Origin of the sequence: Rhizobium sophoriradicis (assembly GCF_003939025.1) — a bacterium.
GTDB classification, from domain to species: domain Bacteria; phylum Pseudomonadota; class Alphaproteobacteria; order Rhizobiales; family Rhizobiaceae; genus Rhizobium; species Rhizobium sophoriradicis.
On the sequence record NZ_RQIH01000010.1, the window covers coordinates 113,730 to 131,784 of the forward strand.

Annotated in this window: 16 protein-coding genes; 3 read left to right on the top strand and 13 right to left on the bottom strand. The window is 61.2% G+C overall.

Annotated elements, in window-relative coordinates:
- Nucleotides 1-51: 51 nt before the first annotated feature.
- The 6 genes from ilvC to EFR00_RS18200 all read right to left on the bottom strand — a co-directional run bounded on the left by ilvC (nucleotide 52) and on the right by EFR00_RS18200 (nucleotide 5,296).
- Nucleotides 52-1,071 carry a ketol-acid reductoisomerase gene (ilvC, locus tag EFR00_RS18175; protein ID WP_077992945.1) on the bottom strand — a complete coding sequence of 340 codons (1,020 nt, stop codon included), beginning with the start codon at nucleotides 1,069-1,071 and terminating at the stop codon, nucleotides 52-54.
- 50 nt (nucleotides 1,072-1,121) lie between these two features.
- Nucleotides 1,122-1,787, bottom strand: a complete 666-nt coding sequence (locus EFR00_RS18180) for a TetR/AcrR family transcriptional regulator (RefSeq protein WP_179363927.1) — start codon at nucleotides 1,785-1,787, stop codon at nucleotides 1,122-1,124.
- A 114-nt stretch (nucleotides 1,788-1,901) separates the two neighbouring features.
- Complete coding sequence (locus EFR00_RS18185) at nucleotides 1,902-2,204, bottom strand: hypothetical protein (protein ID WP_077992946.1); 303 nt, start codon at nucleotides 2,202-2,204, stop codon at nucleotides 1,902-1,904.
- A 90-nt stretch (nucleotides 2,205-2,294) separates the two neighbouring features.
- A complete protein-coding gene (locus EFR00_RS18190; protein WP_077993092.1) occupies nucleotides 2,295-3,230 on the bottom strand; it encodes a pirin family protein in 936 nt (311 codons plus the stop codon).
- Nucleotides 3,231-3,375: 145 nt separating this feature from the next.
- Nucleotides 3,376-4,416: an LLM class flavin-dependent oxidoreductase gene (locus EFR00_RS18195; protein ID WP_038689893.1), complete on the bottom strand. Its 1,041-nt coding sequence runs from the start codon at nucleotides 4,414-4,416 to the stop codon at nucleotides 3,376-3,378.
- A 220-nt stretch (nucleotides 4,417-4,636) separates the two neighbouring features.
- Nucleotides 4,637-5,296: a hydrolase gene (locus tag EFR00_RS18200; protein ID WP_010045003.1), complete on the bottom strand. Its 660-nt coding sequence runs from the start codon at nucleotides 5,294-5,296 to the stop codon at nucleotides 4,637-4,639.
- Between the two features lie 140 nt (nucleotides 5,297-5,436).
- Between EFR00_RS18200 and EFR00_RS18205 the strand changes: the two genes are divergently transcribed.
- Together EFR00_RS18205 and EFR00_RS18210 are read left to right on the top strand one after the other, a co-directional pair.
- Nucleotides 5,437-6,309 carry a LysR family transcriptional regulator gene (locus EFR00_RS18205; RefSeq protein ID WP_038689896.1) on the top strand — a complete coding sequence of 291 codons (873 nt, stop codon included), beginning with the start codon at nucleotides 5,437-5,439 and terminating at the stop codon, nucleotides 6,307-6,309.
- Nucleotides 6,310-6,775: 466 nt separating this feature from the next.
- Nucleotides 6,776-7,516 (top strand): SDR family NAD(P)-dependent oxidoreductase, encoded by a 741-nt coding sequence (locus tag EFR00_RS18210; RefSeq protein ID WP_009996289.1) that lies wholly within the window; start codon nucleotides 6,776-6,778, stop codon nucleotides 7,514-7,516.
- Between the two features lie 297 nt (nucleotides 7,517-7,813).
- On the opposite strand, the gene EFR00_RS18215 is transcribed toward EFR00_RS18210, so the two are convergent.
- The 4 genes from EFR00_RS18215 to EFR00_RS18230 all read right to left on the bottom strand — a co-directional run bounded on the left by EFR00_RS18215 (nucleotide 7,814) and on the right by EFR00_RS18230 (nucleotide 13,395).
- On the bottom strand, nucleotides 7,814-9,445 hold the full coding sequence (locus tag EFR00_RS18215; RefSeq protein ID WP_009996290.1) for an FGGY-family carbohydrate kinase: 1,632 nt from the start codon (nucleotides 9,443-9,445) through the stop codon (nucleotides 7,814-7,816).
- Between the two features lie 206 nt (nucleotides 9,446-9,651).
- Nucleotides 9,652-11,334, bottom strand: coding sequence for a hypothetical protein (locus EFR00_RS18220; protein WP_077992947.1), 1,683 nt, complete (start codon nucleotides 11,332-11,334; stop codon nucleotides 9,652-9,654).
- Nucleotides 11,334-12,392, bottom strand: coding sequence for a glycosyltransferase family 2 protein (locus tag EFR00_RS18225; protein ID WP_077992948.1), 1,059 nt, complete (start codon nucleotides 12,390-12,392; stop codon nucleotides 11,334-11,336). The genes EFR00_RS18220 and EFR00_RS18225 overlap by 1 nt, the downstream gene beginning before the upstream one ends.
- Before the next feature lie 94 nt (nucleotides 12,393-12,486).
- Nucleotides 12,487-13,395: an AraC family transcriptional regulator gene (locus EFR00_RS18230; RefSeq protein ID WP_038689905.1), complete on the bottom strand. Its 909-nt coding sequence runs from the start codon at nucleotides 13,393-13,395 to the stop codon at nucleotides 12,487-12,489.
- Between the two features lie 215 nt (nucleotides 13,396-13,610).
- Between EFR00_RS18230 and EFR00_RS18235 the strand changes: the two genes are divergently transcribed.
- Nucleotides 13,611-14,657, top strand: coding sequence for an NAD(P)-dependent alcohol dehydrogenase (locus EFR00_RS18235; RefSeq protein ID WP_009994926.1), 1,047 nt, complete (start codon nucleotides 13,611-13,613; stop codon nucleotides 14,655-14,657).
- A 525-nt stretch (nucleotides 14,658-15,182) separates the two neighbouring features.
- On the opposite strand, the gene EFR00_RS18245 is transcribed toward EFR00_RS18235, so the two are convergent.
- The 3 genes from EFR00_RS18245 to EFR00_RS18260 all read right to left on the bottom strand — a co-directional run bounded on the left by EFR00_RS18245 (nucleotide 15,183) and on the right by EFR00_RS18260 (nucleotide 18,048).
- Nucleotides 15,183-16,448, bottom strand: coding sequence for an NAD(P)/FAD-dependent oxidoreductase (locus tag EFR00_RS18245; protein WP_077992951.1), 1,266 nt, complete (start codon nucleotides 16,446-16,448; stop codon nucleotides 15,183-15,185).
- A gap of 348 nt (nucleotides 16,449-16,796) precedes the next feature.
- A complete protein-coding gene (locus EFR00_RS18250) occupies nucleotides 16,797-17,300 on the bottom strand; it encodes a BA14K family protein (protein WP_009996254.1) in 504 nt (167 codons plus the stop codon).
- 283 nt (nucleotides 17,301-17,583) lie between these two features.
- On the bottom strand, nucleotides 17,584-18,048 hold the full coding sequence (locus EFR00_RS18260) for an Lrp/AsnC family transcriptional regulator (protein WP_009996256.1): 465 nt from the start codon (nucleotides 18,046-18,048) through the stop codon (nucleotides 17,584-17,586).
- Nucleotides 18,049-18,055: the final 7 nt, after the last annotated feature.

Consider the following 18,055-nt stretch of genomic DNA (forward strand, 5'->3'; position numbering starts at 1 on the left):
AGAAAGGCCGGAGCTTTCACCCCGGCCTCCCGTTTAATATCAGCGCATCGCTTAGTTCACGCTCTTGTCGACCAGCTTGTTCTTGCCGATCCAGGGCATCATGCCGCGCAGCTTGGCGCCGACTTCCTCGATCTGGTGGCAGTCGTTGTTGCGGCGGATGCCCTTGAAGCGGGCAGCGCCCGAGCGGTATTCCTGCATCCACTCGGAGGTGAATTTGCCGGTCTGGATGTCCTTGAGGACGCGCTTCATTTCGGCCTTGGTTTCTTCGGTGATGATGCGCGGGCCCGTGACATATTCGCCCCACTCGGCCGTGTTGGAGATCGAGTAGTTCATGTTGGCGATGCCGCCTTCATAGATCAGGTCGACGATCAGCTTCACTTCGTGCAGGCATTCGAAATAGGCCATTTCAGGCGCGTAGCCTGCTTCTGTGAGCGTTTCGAAGCCGGCGCGGATGAGCTCGACGAGGCCGCCGCAGAGGACGACCTGTTCGCCGAAGAGGTCGGTTTCGCACTCTTCGCGGAAGTTGGTTTCGATGATGCCGGAACGGCCGCCGCCAACGCCGCAGGCATAGGAGAGAGCGAGCTCAAGCGCATTGCCGGAAGCGTTCTGGTGAACGGCAACGAGGCAGGGAACGCCGCCACCCTTCTGGTATTCGCCGCGAACGGTATGACCGGGGCCCTTCGGCGCGATCATGACGACGTCGACCGAGGCCTTCGGCTCGATCAGGCCGAAATGGACGTTGAGGCCGTGAGCGAAGGCGATGGCAGCGCCGTCGCGGATATTGGGCGCGATATCGGCCTTGTAGATGTCGGCCTGCAATTCGTCCGGCGTCGCCATCATCATCAGGTCGGCCCAGCCGGCGGCTTCGGCAACCGTCATGACCTTGAAGCCGTCGGCTTCAGCCTTCTTGACTGTGGGCGAACCGGCCTTGAGAGCGATGACGAGGTTCTGGGCGCCGCTGTCCTTCAGGTTCAGCGCATGGGCGCGGCCCTGCGAGCCGTAGCCGATGACGGCGACCTTCTTGGCCTTGATGAGGTTGAGATCGGCATCACGATCGTAATAGACGCGCATTTGAAGTTCCTTCCCTTGTGCTTGTCCTGTTGACTGTCTTTAAGGCGAAATCAGCCGAGAGCCGGCATCTCCGCCAGTACCTTTTCCGTGCCGTAAAGCCGGAGGAAGGCGGTCACCGCCTTCTCCGCCTGGCGCGCGGTATCCTTGAGGCCGGGCTCCCCGAGCAGCATGCGCACATGCAGGTCGGAGACCACAAGGCCGTAAAGCGTATGATAGGCCTCGTCGGCATCGGCAAAGCGCAGGAGCCCTGCCCTCTTGCCGGTATCGATCAGCGCCATGGCGCGCCGGTCGATCTGGCGGCGGCCGCGCTCTAGCAGCAGCTTACCGAGCTTCGAGCCGTCGCGATGGGACTGGCCGATGGCGAGCCGGTTCAGTGCCAGCGAGACATCACCGGCCAGCACCTCCAGCAGGTCACGGGCGAAGATCACGACATGATCGTGCAGGCTCGCCGCCGTCAGCCGCTCGCCGTTGCGCTCGAAGGTGCGCACCTTGCTCGCCTGATAGGCGATCATCGCCGAGAGCAGACCATCACGGTCGCCGAACCACTTGTAGAGGCTTTCCTTGGAGCAATTGGCGGCACGCGCGACACCAGAGGTCGTCAGCGCCTTCTCGCCGCCATCGACGAGCAACCGCAGCGCCTGCTCCAAAACGGCGTTCTGGCGCGGCGAAAATTCGCTCGGCTCTGCGGTATCGACAGACACGGTCGCGGCTCCCATATACGTACCGTACGGTACGGTTCGTGAGCTTTATGCGGCAAACCGATCGGGCCGTCAAGCAGGCCCGGCAAATATTTTAGTTGGGAAATCTGATTGGCCGAATTGCGGGGCGCATCAGGCGTAGCGCGCCGGGTGTTCAAAAGCTTCCACATGCATTGGGAGCGGAACGCCGAGCACTCTATTGCTTCCGCTCATTCTCCCTTGATGGATGGGCTCAATATCTGCTGACCAGTAGTGCGAGGCAATGTTCTGGCAGTTGCGGATCACGGCATAGGCGATGTCAGGATCGCCTCCTTCGAAGGTGTCCGAGTCCGCACCACACATCAGGCAATACATTGGCTGATGAGACGACGGCTGCAATGTTTTACACGGCTCGCGCCAGCTGAAGTAGTCGAGGCGGGGCCATTTGTTGCTCATTTCGTATGTCCAAATTTTTCGAATCCCACTATGGCGCCCGGACGTTCGGGAAGCACACGCTCGCGCCCCTCGCGAGAGAGGTATCCTCCATCAATCCGGCAGTGGGATATGCTCATCCCGGTCATCAATCGGAAGGTCGAAGCGTCCTTCGCCCCAATTCTGTGCTCGCCATTCAGCCTTAGCGTCTTCGATGCGGTCCTTCGACGAGGCGACGAAATTCCACCAGATGTATCTGGGTCCCGAGAGGGTCGCGCCACCAAGGATCATAATCCTCGCCCCTCCGCCACCGGCCGCTACAGTAATCCTGTCTCCGGGGCGGAACACCATCATTTGCGGCGCGCTGAACTCTTGGCCGGCGATCGAGATTGAACCTTCGACGATGTAAATGCCCCGGTCCTCATGATTGTCCGGCATCGGCAGAAGGGCGGCTGCTTCCAGCTTCACATCAGCGTAGAAGGTTTCCGAGAACATCGTCGCAGGCGCCTGTTTTCCGTAGGCGCTTCCCAGGATCAGTCGTACTGAAACGCCCCCATCCTCGATCATCGGCAACGCAGCTTCGCCGTGATGCTCGAACGTGGGCGCCATCTCCTCATGACTTTCTGGCAGAGCCAGCCAAGTCTGAATTCCAAACAAGCTGTTCGGGCCGGTTCGAGCCGCCGCACTGGTACGCTCCGAATGGGATACGCCGCGGCCCGCAACCATCCAGTTCAACTCCCCCGGCCTTATAATCTGGTCGGCTCCGGTGCTATCACGGTGGTGGAAGTCGCCGCGATAGAGATACGTGACGGTGCCAAGACCGATATGCGGGTGCGGCCGAACATCGATCCCCTGACCGGTCAACAATTCGGCTGGCCCGGCCTGATCGAAGAAGATGAACGGTCCGACCATCTGCCGCTTCGGCGCCGGCAAAGCGCGCCGGACCTCGAAACCGCCGAGATCGCGAGCTCGGGGAACGATTAGCGTTTCGATTGCATCAACACTGATCTGATCAGGGCATCCTGGTTCAATGCCGGGGTTCCAACTCATGCACATCGTCCTTTTCTGTTGGCGTTCATGAAACCGATGAGTCAAGGCGAAGCCAGCCTGTGCCCGAATTGGACTTCACACGAGCCGCACGAAGCCTTTTTTCGGCACCTTTTCAAACTGCGTCACCACTGGCGCCTGGGAAGACTTACGGTTTTCGTCCTGAGGCCCTGACGACGGGGGCAACTTCAGTCCCCAGCAGTTCAATTGAACGCTTCATCGCTGCCGGTTCAAGGGAGGCGGTGCTCATCTGGAACGTGATGCGGGAAATGCCGCCAAGTTCCTCGCTGGCGCGGAGCATCTTGGCAGATACGGTTGCTGGATCACCGACAAGAAAAGCACCGTCAGGACCGGCCATGGCTTCGAACTGCTGACGCGTTGGCCGCGACCAGCCGCGCTCGCGACCTATCTTCGCTGTGAGATGCGCCCAGCCAGGAAAGAAGGCTTCCTTAGCTGCAGCGTTCGTCTCGCCAACGAAGCCCATTGCGTGTATGCCGACCCTGAGCATCTCGGGGCCATGTCCTGCACGCCTGCCCGCGTCGCGATAGAGATCGATCAGTGGACGGAAGCGGTCGAAGCTGCCACCGATGATGGCGACCATCAGCGGCAGGCCGAGTGCACCGGCCCGCACGAATGACTCCGGAGTGCCGCCTACACCGATCCACACCGGCATTTGCGGCTGATGAGGACGGGGGAACACGCCCTGCCCTCTGAGTGCCGGACGAAACCGGCCCTCCCATGTGACGCTCGTTGCTTCCCCTAGCTTGAGAAACAGGTCGAGCTTTTCGGCGAAGAGGTCGTCGTAGTCTCGTGTATCAAGACCAAATAGCGGGTAGGCCTCAACAAATGATCCACGGCCGACGACCACTTCCGCACGGCCTCGCGAAATCAGATCAAGAGTCGCAAATTCCTGAAAGACCCGCACTGGATCTGCGGCGCTCAGGACTGTCACGGCGCTTGTCAGTCTGATTTGTTCAGTGCGGGCTGCTGCTGCGGCCAGTATGACTGTTGGCGCAGAATCGAGAAATTCACCTCGATGATGCTCTCCAATGCCGAAGACGTCGAGGCCGACACGGTCAGCGGCGACAACCTCCTCGATAAGTTCGGCCATGCGATCCGTAGGAGACGGAAGCTGACCTGTCGCCGGATCCGGGAGGATGGCTGCAAAACTATCGATACCAATTTCCATGAGACGTCTTTGCAATCCGTTTAGCTATGGGCGGCCAGTGTTGAGAGTTTCGCGATGGCGGGTACGGCCGCCCTCAATCAACCGGCCGCGCCCCATGATTGGAATACTCCGGCGACATCAACCCTAGGGGCAAAATGTCGATCACGGTCGACTGGCTGGGATGACGAGCTAAACCTGAGGCGAGATCCTCGCTCCGCTTGATTCTCGTCATCCCTGGCGGTTAAACCCCCACGGAGGCGGTTGGCACAGGGGTATTTAGCAACTGCTGCTCCCACAAATAGGCGATGCCGCTACCGCCGACATGTTGCACGATGACGTCGGTCACCTTTGCGGCCTGATCCGCACGAGCCCAGTCGCGTTGCCATTCAGCCGCAAGGGCCAGCCAGGTCATTATGTTCACGCCGGCGGCAATCATGCGTTGAATCGCGACCTGATGCGCTTCGACTGAAACAGCGCCGGATGCATCGGTGATGACCGTGACATCCCACCCCTCGCCTGCAGCTTGAATTGCCGGCATTGCAACGCATACCTCGGTCCAGAGTCCGGCGATGATCAGCTGCTTGCGGCCGGTCACCTTGACTGCATCTACGACCTTCTGATCCTGCCAAGTGTTGATGAATGTCCGATCGATGATTTCCTGGCCAGGGAACACCTCGGCGATTTGGGGGAACAATTTGCCACCCCGCTCGGCGATCACCGTCGTCAGAATCGTGGGCACGCCAAAAGCCTTTGCTGCTTTTGCCAAACCCACCGTGTTGTTGACCACCATCGTGGGCTCGTGACTGTTGACGTTAGCCAACTGGTAAGGTTGGTGGTCAATCAGGACAAGCACCGAATCTTCGGGACGAAGGAGTGAATTGAGGCCGTTACGAAAGGTCATGGAATATCCTAAGTTGGCGGTTCGTTGGCACAATTTGGACGCTCCTCTTCGGGAACAATCCGCGGCAAACTTGTCATTCCCTCATTCGATGCGGTAGTCCTCGATGTTGCTGAACTGTGTCGCAAGAAGAGGAACGCAGAGTGGAAATCGAAGACCTCAGGACATTTGTCGAAGTCGCTGATGCGGGTGGAGTCACGTCCGCTGCGCAGCGGCTTGGCATCTCCAAGTCGATGGTCAGCAGGCGTATCGCGCGGCTTGAAACCGATCTTGGTGCACAGCTTCTTGCCAGGACGACCCGCGGCATCGCGCTCACCGAAGCAGGCGCCACTTTCCGGGACTACGCTGCAAGAATCTCTGCGGAGATGGACGCGGCACGAGAGACCATCCTGCCGGCTGGTGAGCTTTGCGGTCGCCTGAGGGTTGCTGCGCCCCTGTCCTTCGGTCCGACACATTTCGCTCCCGTACTCTCTCAAATGGCGCGCCAGCACCCGCAATTGCACATTTACTCTTGCTATACGGACCGCTTCGTCGACCTTGTCACAGAAGGTTTCGACTGCGCCATACGCGTGGGCTATCTGCAGGACTCGAATCTCGTCGCCAGACGTGTCGGCCCGCTTTACGGAAAGTTCGTCGCTAGCCCGGAATATATTGCTGCGAACGGCTCACCCGAGACGCCAGACGAACTTGTCGATCATCAGGCTCTGATGCAAGGAACGGAAGCGTGGCAGGTCACCGATGGGGATAAGGTTCTGACTGTTCGTCCACAAGGTCGCTTCAAGGCCGATAATGGCGTGGCTCTCTTGGCAGCCGCATTGGCGGGAATCGGTGTCGCCAGGCTTCCGGATGGCCTTACCGATGAACATATAGCCTCGGGAGCCCTCGTTCAGGTGATGTCTCGCCACCCGCCGCCTCCCGCAGGGATATTCGTCGTCAGGCCGCCGGGACAACATCCATCTAGGAAAGTCCGTGTGTTGACTGAGATGTTGATCCAGTGCTTCGATGGCGGCGCCTAGAAGCAAAGAGCGAGTTTCCCAAGGTCTACGCGACAGACGTTCCGCTCGCATCCTTGACCTGCTCCAGTCCTGATCGATCTGGCGAAGCGTGTCATCCAGGCCGATCCCGACGTGACGATGAAAGTTCCCCTGACGTCGATGTTAACAACGGCAGCGGCTCAAATTACTGACGAGTGGATGCGGATTATGGTGCAGATCAAACCCGGCCTGGTCACACCCGCGCCGCTCTGGAGCAAACGGCTTACCTGACACGCCGGAGCTAGCATCGCCTCAAGCAAAGGCAGCCGAGCCCTCTGGCTCGAGACATGTCGGCCGACGTTCCTCTTTCCGCAACACAGTTAAGCATTTCTCATCACTACGAGGTGCCTACCGCGCACACCAGATTGGCGGAGCAAACCGACGAGCGCGTTCGCGGCGTCCGCGGTTAGCCTGAATGCTTGAGGCGACCAACTGGAAAGGACAACATATGATTGATCTCAAAGGAAAGCGTGCATTGGTAACCGGCGGATCGCGGGGTATCGGCGCCGCTATAGCGCTGGCGCTGGCGGAGAATGGCGCCGACGTAGCTTTCACATATCAACGCTCGGTCGAAAAGGCCGAAGCGGTGGCTAAATCCATCGAAAGCAAGGGGCACCGAGCAGTCGCTATTCAAGCCGATAGCTCCGACCCGGACGCCATCACACGCGCAGTAAGGGAAGCGGTATCCGCACTTGGTGGACTCGAAATCCTCGTAAACAGTGCAGCCATTGGGCACACCGGGACAATCGCTGACCTCAACGTCGACGACTTTCAGGCTGTAATGGACGTCAATGTGCGAGCGCCAGTCCTGTTCGCCAAGGCTGTTATCCCCCATCTTGAAGAAGGGGGACGGATCATCACCATCGGTTCGGCTTTGGGAGAGCGGGTGCCGTTTCCGGGCATAACGCCCTATGCGATGTCTAAGGCGGCACTTACATCCTTCACTCGCGGCCTTTCGCGCGAACTCGGTCCGAGCGGAATCACCGTTAATCTTGTGCAGCCCGGGGCGACTGATACGGATGCCAACCCGGCGGACAGCGCGGCTGCCGATTTCCAGCGAAGCCTGACCTCTTTGGGACGCTATGGCGAACCGCGTGAAATCGCGAACGCTGTTGTCTTTCTGGCAAGTCCAGCCGCAAGCGTGATCACGGGCGCTACCCTGACCGCCGACGGCGGCGCGATCGCCTGACCGGTATGTGAGCAGTACAGCACCGGCTCTGTCCTGCATAAGGACAGCGCCGGATGAGGCTGCATGCGGCGGGGCCGTTATGCCTCGCACGCTAAAGCCCGGCCCTTCTCAGGACCGGGCCGGCGCCATACTCCTCTCAACGCATCGGTCAAGAGTAGCCTCAATGCCGGTGGCTTCACTGAGCGTGGAACTCGGGCTGTTGTTGGAAATCGAACGATAAACTCTACTGCGCTGTACGTTGTCTCAATTCCATAACAAGACCAAGTCCCAAAGGCGGGCCTCTGTCATGCCAACATATCAGCCATCGCTGCGAAGCTTGCGCGCCAGCGTCTGAAGCTCCTTGAACGCTTCGTAACGCTTGCGGTGGAGTTCCGAAATCTCACCCTGCGACGGCTGAAAGCGTGTTTCCACCCTCGTGAGTTCGCTCATCGCCGCGCGCACATCGGCAAATTGGCGGCCGGCGACGGCCCCGAGGATGGCTGCGCCGAGCAGCACCGGCTCCTCGGCCTTCGTGGCGACCACCGGCTTGCCGCTCGCATCGGCGAGCACCTGGCGGACGAAATCATGCTGGCCGGCACCGCCGCTGATGACGATGTTCTCGACGGTGACGCCCGCCTCGGCCTGCGTCTCGATGATCTGCCTGAGGCCGTAGCCGATGCCGCAAAGCCCAGCGACGTAGAGCGAGACGAGGCTGTCGACATCCCGCTCCATGCCGAGACCGGCGATAACAGCCCGGGCATGCGGATCGGCAAAGGGCGCGCGGTTGCCGAGGAATTCGGGAACGACATGCAGCCCGGCCGCCAACCTGACGGCATCGGAGGCACGGCCCGCCTTGCCGGCGGCCATGTCGGCAAGCAGGACCGGCAGTGCAGTGCCCGCGCTCGTCGCAAGCTCCATCGCCTCGCCGGCGGCTGGATGGAAGGAGAGGAGCTGGTCGATCGCCGCGCCGGCGGCACTCTGACCGCCCTCGTTCAGCCAGAGGCCCGGCACCATCGCCGAATAGTAGGGTCCCCAGACGCCGGATACGAAAGACGGTTCTGCCGTCGATGTCATCGTGCACGAGGAAGTCCCGAAGACATAGGCAAGATTGGCCTGCGGATCGGCGCCGACGGTTCCGACACCGCCGGCATGTGCATCGATCAGCCCGGCCGCGACGGCCGTGCCCGGCACCAGGCCGAGCTCTTCGGCCGCTGCAGCGGTCAGTCCCTCACCAAGCGTCGAACCGGGCTCGACGATGGAAGTGCCGATGCGGGCAAAACCTTCATCTGCCAGCACGCCGAGGCCGATCTGATGGAAATAGCTGCTGTCCCAGCGCTTCTCATGGGCGAGATAGGTCCACTTGCAAGTGACGGTGCAGGTCGAACGCGAGAGATCGCCGGTCGCCCGCCAGGTGAGGAAATCCGCAAGGTCGAAGAATTGCCAGGCGGCATCGAACACGTGGGGGCGGTTTTCCCTCAGCCAGAGAAGCTTGGGTGTCTCCATCTCGGGCGAGATTCGGCCGCCGACATAGCGCAGCACGTCATGTCCGAAGGCGTTGATGCGCTCCGCCTGCGGGACCGCGCGGTGGTCCATCCACACGATGATGTCCCGGTCCGGATCTTCCGAAGGTCCGACGGCCAGCGATCTGCCGCCTTCGCCGAGGACGACGAGCGAGCAGGTGGCGTCGAAGCCGAGCCCGACCACCGAAGCCGGATCGACGCCGGCTGCGGCAACCACCTCCCGCACGGCCGCGCACACCGCGCGCCAAATTTCGCTGCTCGATTGCTCGACGATGGAACCGGCTTCATGAAACAGGCTGATATTGCGCTTGGCGGAAGCAAGCATGCTGCCGGCCATATCGAACAGGCCTGCCCGGGCGCTGCCGGTGCCGACATCGACGCCGATGACATATGTGGCGCCGGCTTCCGTGGTGTGGGATGTGTCGCTCATGGTCTCTCGCTTCAATTCGCCTGGGATCGGCTTGATGGGCAGCCGCGGCCGGATGTCAATCCATGTCTGGAAAGATCGCCGCGTCCGGGGACGCTGACATTACGCGGTCGCGGCGCCATGGCAAGGACGTGCTCCGGAGATCCATTTCGCCGAGGCGATTGAGAAGTCACTGCCTGGTGTTGGCTCGATCTCCGGGAGGCATCGGTTCATAGATCCGTCGGGCAACCGGCGGGAACCGAAAGAGGTTCTGCCGGCGCCGCCTTGTCGATCCCGTAGAGCTTGGCGAAACCGGCATCCTCGACCAGCGTCAGACCGGCCGGCATCAAGGTGCCGACATAGCGGTCGGAGGTATCCGCATTGACGACGAGGATGAAATCGAAACGTCCGCGCCAGTCTGACAGATAGGGTGTGAAGTTTTCATAGACCTGCATCATTGCCGGGCACAAAAGCACGCCGATCGACAGCAGATTGCCTTCGGGGACCGCGATCTCAGACCATGGCGTCAGAACCGATAGGGGCTGCTTGCCTTTCGCGGTGAAGAGAGTCGGCACGAACGCATGCGCGAAAGGCGTGGCAAGCGTCGGCAGGTGCCAGAAAGTCTCCTCTCGAAAGAAAAAATACCGGCTGGAGTGCGCAAGGCCGCCCACCGTCTCGGGATCATGCTCCAGAGGCAGAACGGCCGCGCCGACCGGCACCTTTTTGAGGACGGTCTCGACGGCAGCAACGTCCTTTTGTGCAAGCCACCAGTTCCAGCCGATCCAGCTCGTCCGGCCGAAAACCGCGAGATTGACAACGAGCGCCAGCAACAGCGCCTGGCGGCGCGTCAGATTGGCGAAAGGACACACCATCGCCATGGCGACGAGCGCCATCATGATCGGAAAGCGCCAGCTGATCCATCCGGTTCCGAGCATATGGCGAGGCGAAACACAAGCGAGCAGCAGCAGCCCGCTGGCGGCCACGGCAAGGCCCGCATGCACGCGGATATCGCCCGCGCGTGCGGCACGCGTGCAGATGAGGATCAACGGCAGAACCATCACCACGTCTACCACCGGAATGTATGTGGTGATCGCGGAGAGCAAATTCATGAGAATCAGGACGACGCCGTCGTTCCAGGCAAGGGCAAGGCCGTTATCACCGGCGTTGGGCAAAGCTGGCGAACGGAGATAGAGTGCGAACGGCGGCAGAACGCATGCGCCCAGCGCCAGCGTCAACCGGCCGGCGAGCCGCATCAGCCCCGCCTTCGATCCCAAGACGTCGAAACGCCAGGAAAATTCGAGGCCGCAGATGATCGCCATATAGAAGCCGAGCGAGAAGATGTGCATCACCGTCAGCATGAGCACGGCGGCAAGCCGCCAGGCGAAAAGCAGGACGGGATTGCGGCGCTGTAACCGCAGGTCGGCGCAGGCGAAGAACAAGGCCATGCCGAGGCCGATCTGGAAGTTGATGAAGCCGCCGATCATCGTGGCGCACCAGCCAAGCGACAGCATTGCAATCTGCCAATAGGACCGGCTGCCGAAAAGCGTCCGGTGCAGCGCGATCGCGCCAAGCGGCGGCAGCACGATCGCCAGGAAAAGCAAAGCCCGCGCCAGCCTGTCGGCCCCGACAAGCGGCCCTATTCGGGCCGCCAGAAGATCGATCCCGACATTGGTGAAGGTGCGGTTCCAATCGACCGCATAGACCTCCGGAAACGGCTGCTCGCCGATGCCCCCGGATAGAAGCCAGATACGAGCGTAGTGATTGGCGTAATCAAGAACTGGCGGAAAGCGGAATAACAGGACCAGGAGGGCGACAAACGCGACGAAAACCGCGATCGCAATGGTGGAATCCTGCCGGGCCGCCAATTCATCAGACCCGTCTGCGGCTACAGCAGGCGTGGAAATCTGGTCCATTATCCGATCCGATCACTCTTTTGCGACGGTGGCGACTCTTCGAATCCGAAGGCCGCATCCAGCGCGGCAAGCTTGTCGCCGGCGCCCATCTCCGAAAAAGCAGCCGGCAGTTCCGCACGGTCGTTGCCGCGCAGGATCGCCTCGATCATGAACATCGGCCGCTTCTTGCTCTCCTGCACGAGACGGCCGAGATATTCGCCGATGATGCCGATGCAGATCAGCTGGATGGCGCTGAAGGCGCTGACGGCGGCCATGATCGACGACCAGCCGGTGACCGTCTCGCCTTGCAGCCAGCGAATGAAGGTATAGACGAGCAGCACCATCGCGATGCCGGCGCTGATCATGCCGAGCCATGTGGCGATGCGCAGCGGCGTCGTCGAAAAGCTGGTGATCGCATCGAGCGCGAAATTGATCATCTTGCGCAGCGGATATTTCGTCGTGCCGGCAAAACGGGCGTCGCGCTCATAGGGCAGCGCCACCTGCCTGCCGCCGATCCAGCTGACCATGCCGCGGATGAAGCGGTCGCGTTCCGGCATCGCCAGCAGAATATCGACGACGCGCCGGCGCATCAGCCGGAAATCGCCGGTATCGCGCGGAATGGTCACGGAAGCGAGCCTGGAGAGGGTGCGGTAGAACAGCGAAGCGGTGGCGAGCTTGAACCAGGTTTCACCCTCGCGACGTGTGCGCTGGCCATAGACGACGTCGGCGCCACGCTCCATGATCGGCATCATCATCAAAAGCAGTTCGGGCGGATCCTGAAGATCGGCGTCGATCAGAAGGATGCGCTCGCCCCGCGAGGCGGAAAGTCCCGCCGTCGACGCCAGCTGGTGGCCGTGATTGCGCAACAGACGAACACCGAGCACCTGCGGCACTTTTGCCGCCAGTTCCGAAATGATCTCCCAGGTGCCGTCGGAGGAACCATCATCGACGAGAATGAGCTCGAAGGCATCGCCGGCAACGCTCTGCGCGGCAGCAGAGGCACGGCGGCAGAATTCGCGCAGGCCCTCTTCCTCGTTGTGACAAGGCGCGACGATGGAAAGAAATGGTGCTTGCGTCATGCGGACGGCGGTGCCTGCTTGATTGATGGCGCCAGCCTAGCCGGGAAACGTCAAGCATCCTTTAATACCGCATTTTGGCCGGAACCGCCGGCGTCTATTCCGCCGCCATCATCTCGCGCACGCCGTCGATGTCGCGGGCCGGCGACGCGCCATAGAGGCGGCTGTATTCGCGGCTGAACTGCGACGGGCTCTGATAGCCGACGCGGTGACCGGCGGTGCCCGCATCGAGCCGCTCGACCAGCATCAGCCGGCGCGCCTCGTGCAGGCGCAGCTGCTTCTGGTATTGCACCGGCGTCATTGCCGTCACCGACTTGAAGTGGTGATGGAAGGACGACACGCTCATATTGACGCGCTCGGCGAGGTCCTCGATGCGCAGCGGCCGGGCGAAATTCTCCTTCAGCCAGGCGACGGCCCGCGCGATCCTGTTGCTGTGGCTGTCTGATGTGGCGATGTTGATCAGGCGCGCGCCGTGCGGCCCGGTCAGCACGCGGTAGAGGATCTCCTGCTCGATCAGCGGCGCCATGGCGGGAATGTCGCCTGGACGATCGAGCAAACGCAGCAGCCGGACGGCCGCATCCATCAGCTCCGGCGGCGCGACGTTCACCACCATGCCGCGCTGCCCGTCGGTATCGGCGGCCGGTCGCGGAATATCGATGCGGCTGAGCAGTTCCAGCAGCTTTTCCGAATCGATCGCCAGCCCCAGGCAGAGATGCGGAACCTCGGGGCTTGCCTCCGTGACGCGCCAGGCGACCGGCAGATCGAGCGAGGTCAAAAGATAATCCCCGGTCCCGTAGCTGATGAGCTCCGTGCCGAGCTGCAGGCTCTTGGCCCCCTGTAGCACGAAAGCAAAACAGGGCCGGTAGCTGCTGTGGAAGGGATCGCTGGGCTTGGAGCGGCGGCTGACATGAAGATTGCCGATCGCAGTCGAGAACTCGCCGTCGCCAGGCGCGAAGCGCATCACGATGTCGACGATTTCCTGGTAGGGGCTGAAAGGCAAAGTCATGCGGAAACTCTCTCTGTCTGAGGCCTGCTGAACGGCTCATATCCGAAGCGGCTTCTATCTAGGTCCGCTCGGGCATTTCGAAAACGGGCCGTCCGTCCATTTTTGCAGGATCGTGCAAGAAGCTTGGAGGATCACTCTACCTCCCTCGCCGCGATCGGGGCAATAGTGCGTCATCCCGCTCAACCCCACCTCAAAAATCGAAAAGGAAGGTTCCCATGCCTATCGCAAGAGGCTATGCCGCCACCGACGCTTCCAAGCCGCTGACCCCTTTCACCTTCGAACGCCGCGAACCGAACGCCGACGACGTAGTCATTGACATCAAGTTTGCCGGCATCTGCCATTCCGACATCCACACCGTCCGCAACGAGTGGAAGAACGCGGTCTACCCGATCGTCCCCGGCCATGAGATCGCTGGCATCGTCTCCGCGGTCGGCTCCGCCGTGACCAAGTTCAAGGTCGGCGACCGCGTCGGCGTCGGCTGCTTCGTCGATTCCTGCGTCGGCTGCGCCGAGCGCGATCTCGACCGCGAGCAGTATATGCCGGGTCTCAGCGGCACCTACAACGACTTCGAAGCCGACGGCAAGACGCGGACCCAGGGCGGCTATTCCGACTCGATTGTCGTCAAAGAGGGCTACGTCATGTCCATCCCTGACAATCTGCCGCTCGATGCCTCGGCGCCGCTGCTCTGCGCCGGCATCACGCTCTATTCGCCGCTGCGCCACTGGAATGCCGGCCCCGGCAAGAAGGTCGCGATCGTCGGCATGGGCGGCCTCGGCCACATGGGCGTCAAGCTGGGTTCGGCGATGGGCGCCGATATCACGGTTCTCTCCCAGACCCTTTCCAAGAAGGAAGACGGCCTAAAGCTCGGCGCCAAGGAATATTACGCCACCAACGATCCCGAGACCTTCACGAAGCTCGCCGGCACCTTCGATCTCATCATCTGCACCGTCAGCGCCGAGATCGACTGGAACGCCTATCTCGGCCTGCTGAAGGTGGACGGTTCCTTCGTGGTCGTCGGCGCGCCGGAGAATCCGATCCCCGTTCATGCCTTCTCGGTCATCCCCGGCCGCAAGAGCATTTCGGGCTCGATGATCGGCTCGATCAAGGAAACCCAGGAAATGCTGGATTTCTGCGGCAAGCACAACATCGTCTCCGAGATCGAGAAGATCAACATCCAGCAAGTCAACGAAGCCTATGAACGCGTCCTGAAGAGCGACGTCCGCTACCGCTTCGTCATCGACATCGCCTCGCTGGCGGCTTGAGGAACAAGAGCGGCTCCTTCGGGAGCCGCATTTTTTATAACGGGACACTCAAGCTCCCTCATGCTCAGGTGGGTAGCCCGCAGGGCGGAGCCTCGAAGCATCCCCCGCAAGCGCCGCTCCAATCCGCCCATCGGAGCGCCCGCCCCCCCGTGCTTCGAGGCTCCGGCCTTCGGCCTGCGCACCTCAGCATGAGGCTCTCTTTGTACGGGAAACTCTGTTACACGTATCTAAGAGTCATTCACGGCGCGGACGCGCCGTGCTGGATTCCTGTGACAGGCGCAGGAATGACGGAGGAGAGGTTGCGCAGTGTGGCACCCCCCTCTGCCCTGCCGGGCATCTCCCCCACAAGGGGGAGATTGGCAAGTGGGCAAACCTGCCCGTCTCTCTACCGTTTCGTCGAACTGCAAGGCCAATTGTTTGGGGAAGACGTCGCGCCCAGCCAATCTCCCACCTGTGGGGGAGATGTCCGGCAGGACAGAGGGGGTGTCACACGGAACCCCTCTCCCACTGTCTTCCAACTTGGGCCTACCCCTCCTCCCGCATCGTCTCCCGCTGCGTGATCAGCCGGGCGCTGTGCTGGCCGCTCAGATAGATCCACAACCAGTTCCAGGCGACGGCAAAGCGCGAGCGGGTGCCGATCAGGAAGTAGATATGGGCGATGCCCCAGATCCACCAGGCGATCCAGCCCTTGAGCTTGATCCGGCCGAAATCGATGATCGCCGCACTCTGGCCGATCGTTGCCAGGCTCCCCTGATGCCAATATTTGAAAGGTGCAGGCGCCGGATTGCCGGACAGGCGGGCGCGGATAACTTTTGCCACATAGCCGCCCTGCTGCTTGGCGGCGGGCGCTATGCCAGGCACGGGCTTGCCATCCTCCCGCATGACAGAGGCCGTATCACCGATAATGAAGACATAAGGCAGGCCCGGCGCGCTCAAATCCTTCTCGACGATGGCACGCCCTGCACGGTCAGCCGGAATATCGAGCCACCGCGCCGCCGGTGAGGCGGTGACGCCGGCCGCCCAGACGATCGTGCGGCTGGGCGTGAAAGTCTCGCCGATTCCGACACCGTCGGCGCTGCACTCGGTGACCGGCTTGCCTAGAAGCACCTCAACCCCCAGTTTCTCCAGCGCCTTTTGCGCATAGGCCGAAAGCTCCTCCGCAAAGGTAGGCAGCACCCGCGGGCCGGCCTCGACGAGCACCACACGGGTCTTGCGCGTATCGATATTGCGGAATTCCTTCGGCAGGGTGAAATGCGCGAGCTCGGCGATGATGCCGGCGAGCTCGACCCCGGTCGGCCCGGCGCCGACAATGGTGAAGGTCAGAAGCGCGTCACGTACGGCGGGATCGGCCTCCATCTCCGCCTTCTCGAAAGCGAGCAGCACGCGGCGGCGGATCGTCGTTGCATCCTCCAGCGTCTTCAGACCCGGCGCCACCGGCTCCCATTCGTCACGGCCGAAATAGGCATGCGTTGCCCCGGTCGCCAACACCAGCGTGTCATAACCGAGAGTCATGCCGTTGCGTAACGAAACGGTCTTGGCGCCGCTATCGACACCGGTGACCTCGCCGAGCAGCACCGTCACGTCGGGCCGGTCGGCATAGAGGCGGCGGATCGGCCAGGCGATCTCCGAAGTGGAGAGAATGGTCGTCGCCACCTGATAGAGCAGCGGCTGGAAGAGATGATGATTGCGCCGGTCGACGAGCGTGATCTTCACGCCTGCACCTTTCAACCCGTTGACCAGCTGCAGCCCGCCGAAACCGCCGCCGACAACGACGACATGGTGATCACTCATGCCCTGCCCCTTTGCGCCATCTTGCTGAAGTCAAATGTGGTCTTCGCCGCAAAGGATGCAACCGCCGTTTCGGAATGGCTCCCCTGCGCCGATCGCAGTCGACAGAGCGTGTCGCGCAAAATACGCTGCGATTTTCGGGCGAGCAGCGTATGTCGGAAATTAAAGATTTAATGCACGAGGTGCGCATCTGCGCCGCGCCGTAAAGCCGAGATTATCACACATGCCTGCACTCCCAGCCAGCAAAGCTGGCCGAGCGGCAGTCACGCGTAGTGATCGCTGTCCGACCTCATCTCTGCAAGCCGACATTGGTCGGCTTGCAAGTTCCAAGCGCCGATGCGCAAGCGCCAATCAATAAGGACTGATGCACTGGCGACGGGGTCCATAATAGGGCTGGAAGGTGTTATCGAAAGCCCTGTACGAACGATAACGCGCGTAGCACCAGCTCACATGGCTGCCCCGCCCATAATAGACGGTCGAAGCATAGTTCCGATAGGGCGGGGCATAATACCGTCCATAGTAGCGGTAGGGCGGGCCATAGTAGCGGTAGGGCGAGCCATAGTAGCGGTAGGGTGAGCCATAGTAGCGGTAGGGTGGGTCGTAATACCGGTAGGGCGAGCCGTAAGAGGGCTGTGACAATGCGCTGCCAATGATGGTGCCGACGGCTAGACCACCCAAGGCCCAGCCCCAATTATCCCGCCGATGATGCCCGCCTCGGCCACGCCACCGTACCTGCTCTATCTGTTGCTGCTGCGCCTCGATCTTGGGTGGGGTGATAGCGGGAAACGCCTGAGCCGGCGTGATCCCAGGGGCACCTATGATCAAGCATAACGCGGCGACGGTTAGCTTTCTCATGACTGTTCTCCTCTGTCCTCCAACTGGAAGAAATATCCTCCCCTCATCCTGAACCAAAGGTGAACGCAATATGTCGAAAACCGTTCCATAAAGAGACGAAATTAGTCGTGATCGATGGGCGGGGTGATCGGCTTTTCAGGCAATCGAGCCTAGCTTTTCCAAGGAAATGATAGACTTGCCTTACGCTGTGCGGGACGCCCGGACCAGAGCAGTTTTTCTCCTGGCTGGAAACAGCTATGAATATCGCTGTTGCGCATAATATCGCAGCCCTCAAAATACCGGCTTACAGCGCGTAGCCCACGGGTATCGCCATTCCATGTTTCAATTCTTCCATCGAGATCGACGCTGAAACGTCGAAGAGTTCCAGCTTGCGCACGATCTGCTTATAAATTACGTCGTAATGCTCGACGCGCGGCAGCACGATCTTCAGGATGTAATCGTGGTTTCCGGTCAGCCGGTGCGCCTCGACGATCTCGGGGATGTCGCTGATGATCCAGCGGAAGGCTTCCGTCCATTCGTCGGAATGGTGGGCCGTCTTGACGAGGGCGAAGACCGTCGTCGGCACGCCCATGCGTTCGCGGTCGAGCACGATGATGCGCCGGGCGATATGGCCGCTTTCTTCCAGCCGCTGAATGCGCCGCGAGCAGGCCGAGACCGACAGCGCCACGCGCTCGGCAAGATCGGTCACGGATATGCCGGCATTCTTCTGCAGCATGTCGAGAATGCGTCTGTCACGATCATCAAGCATGGTGTGA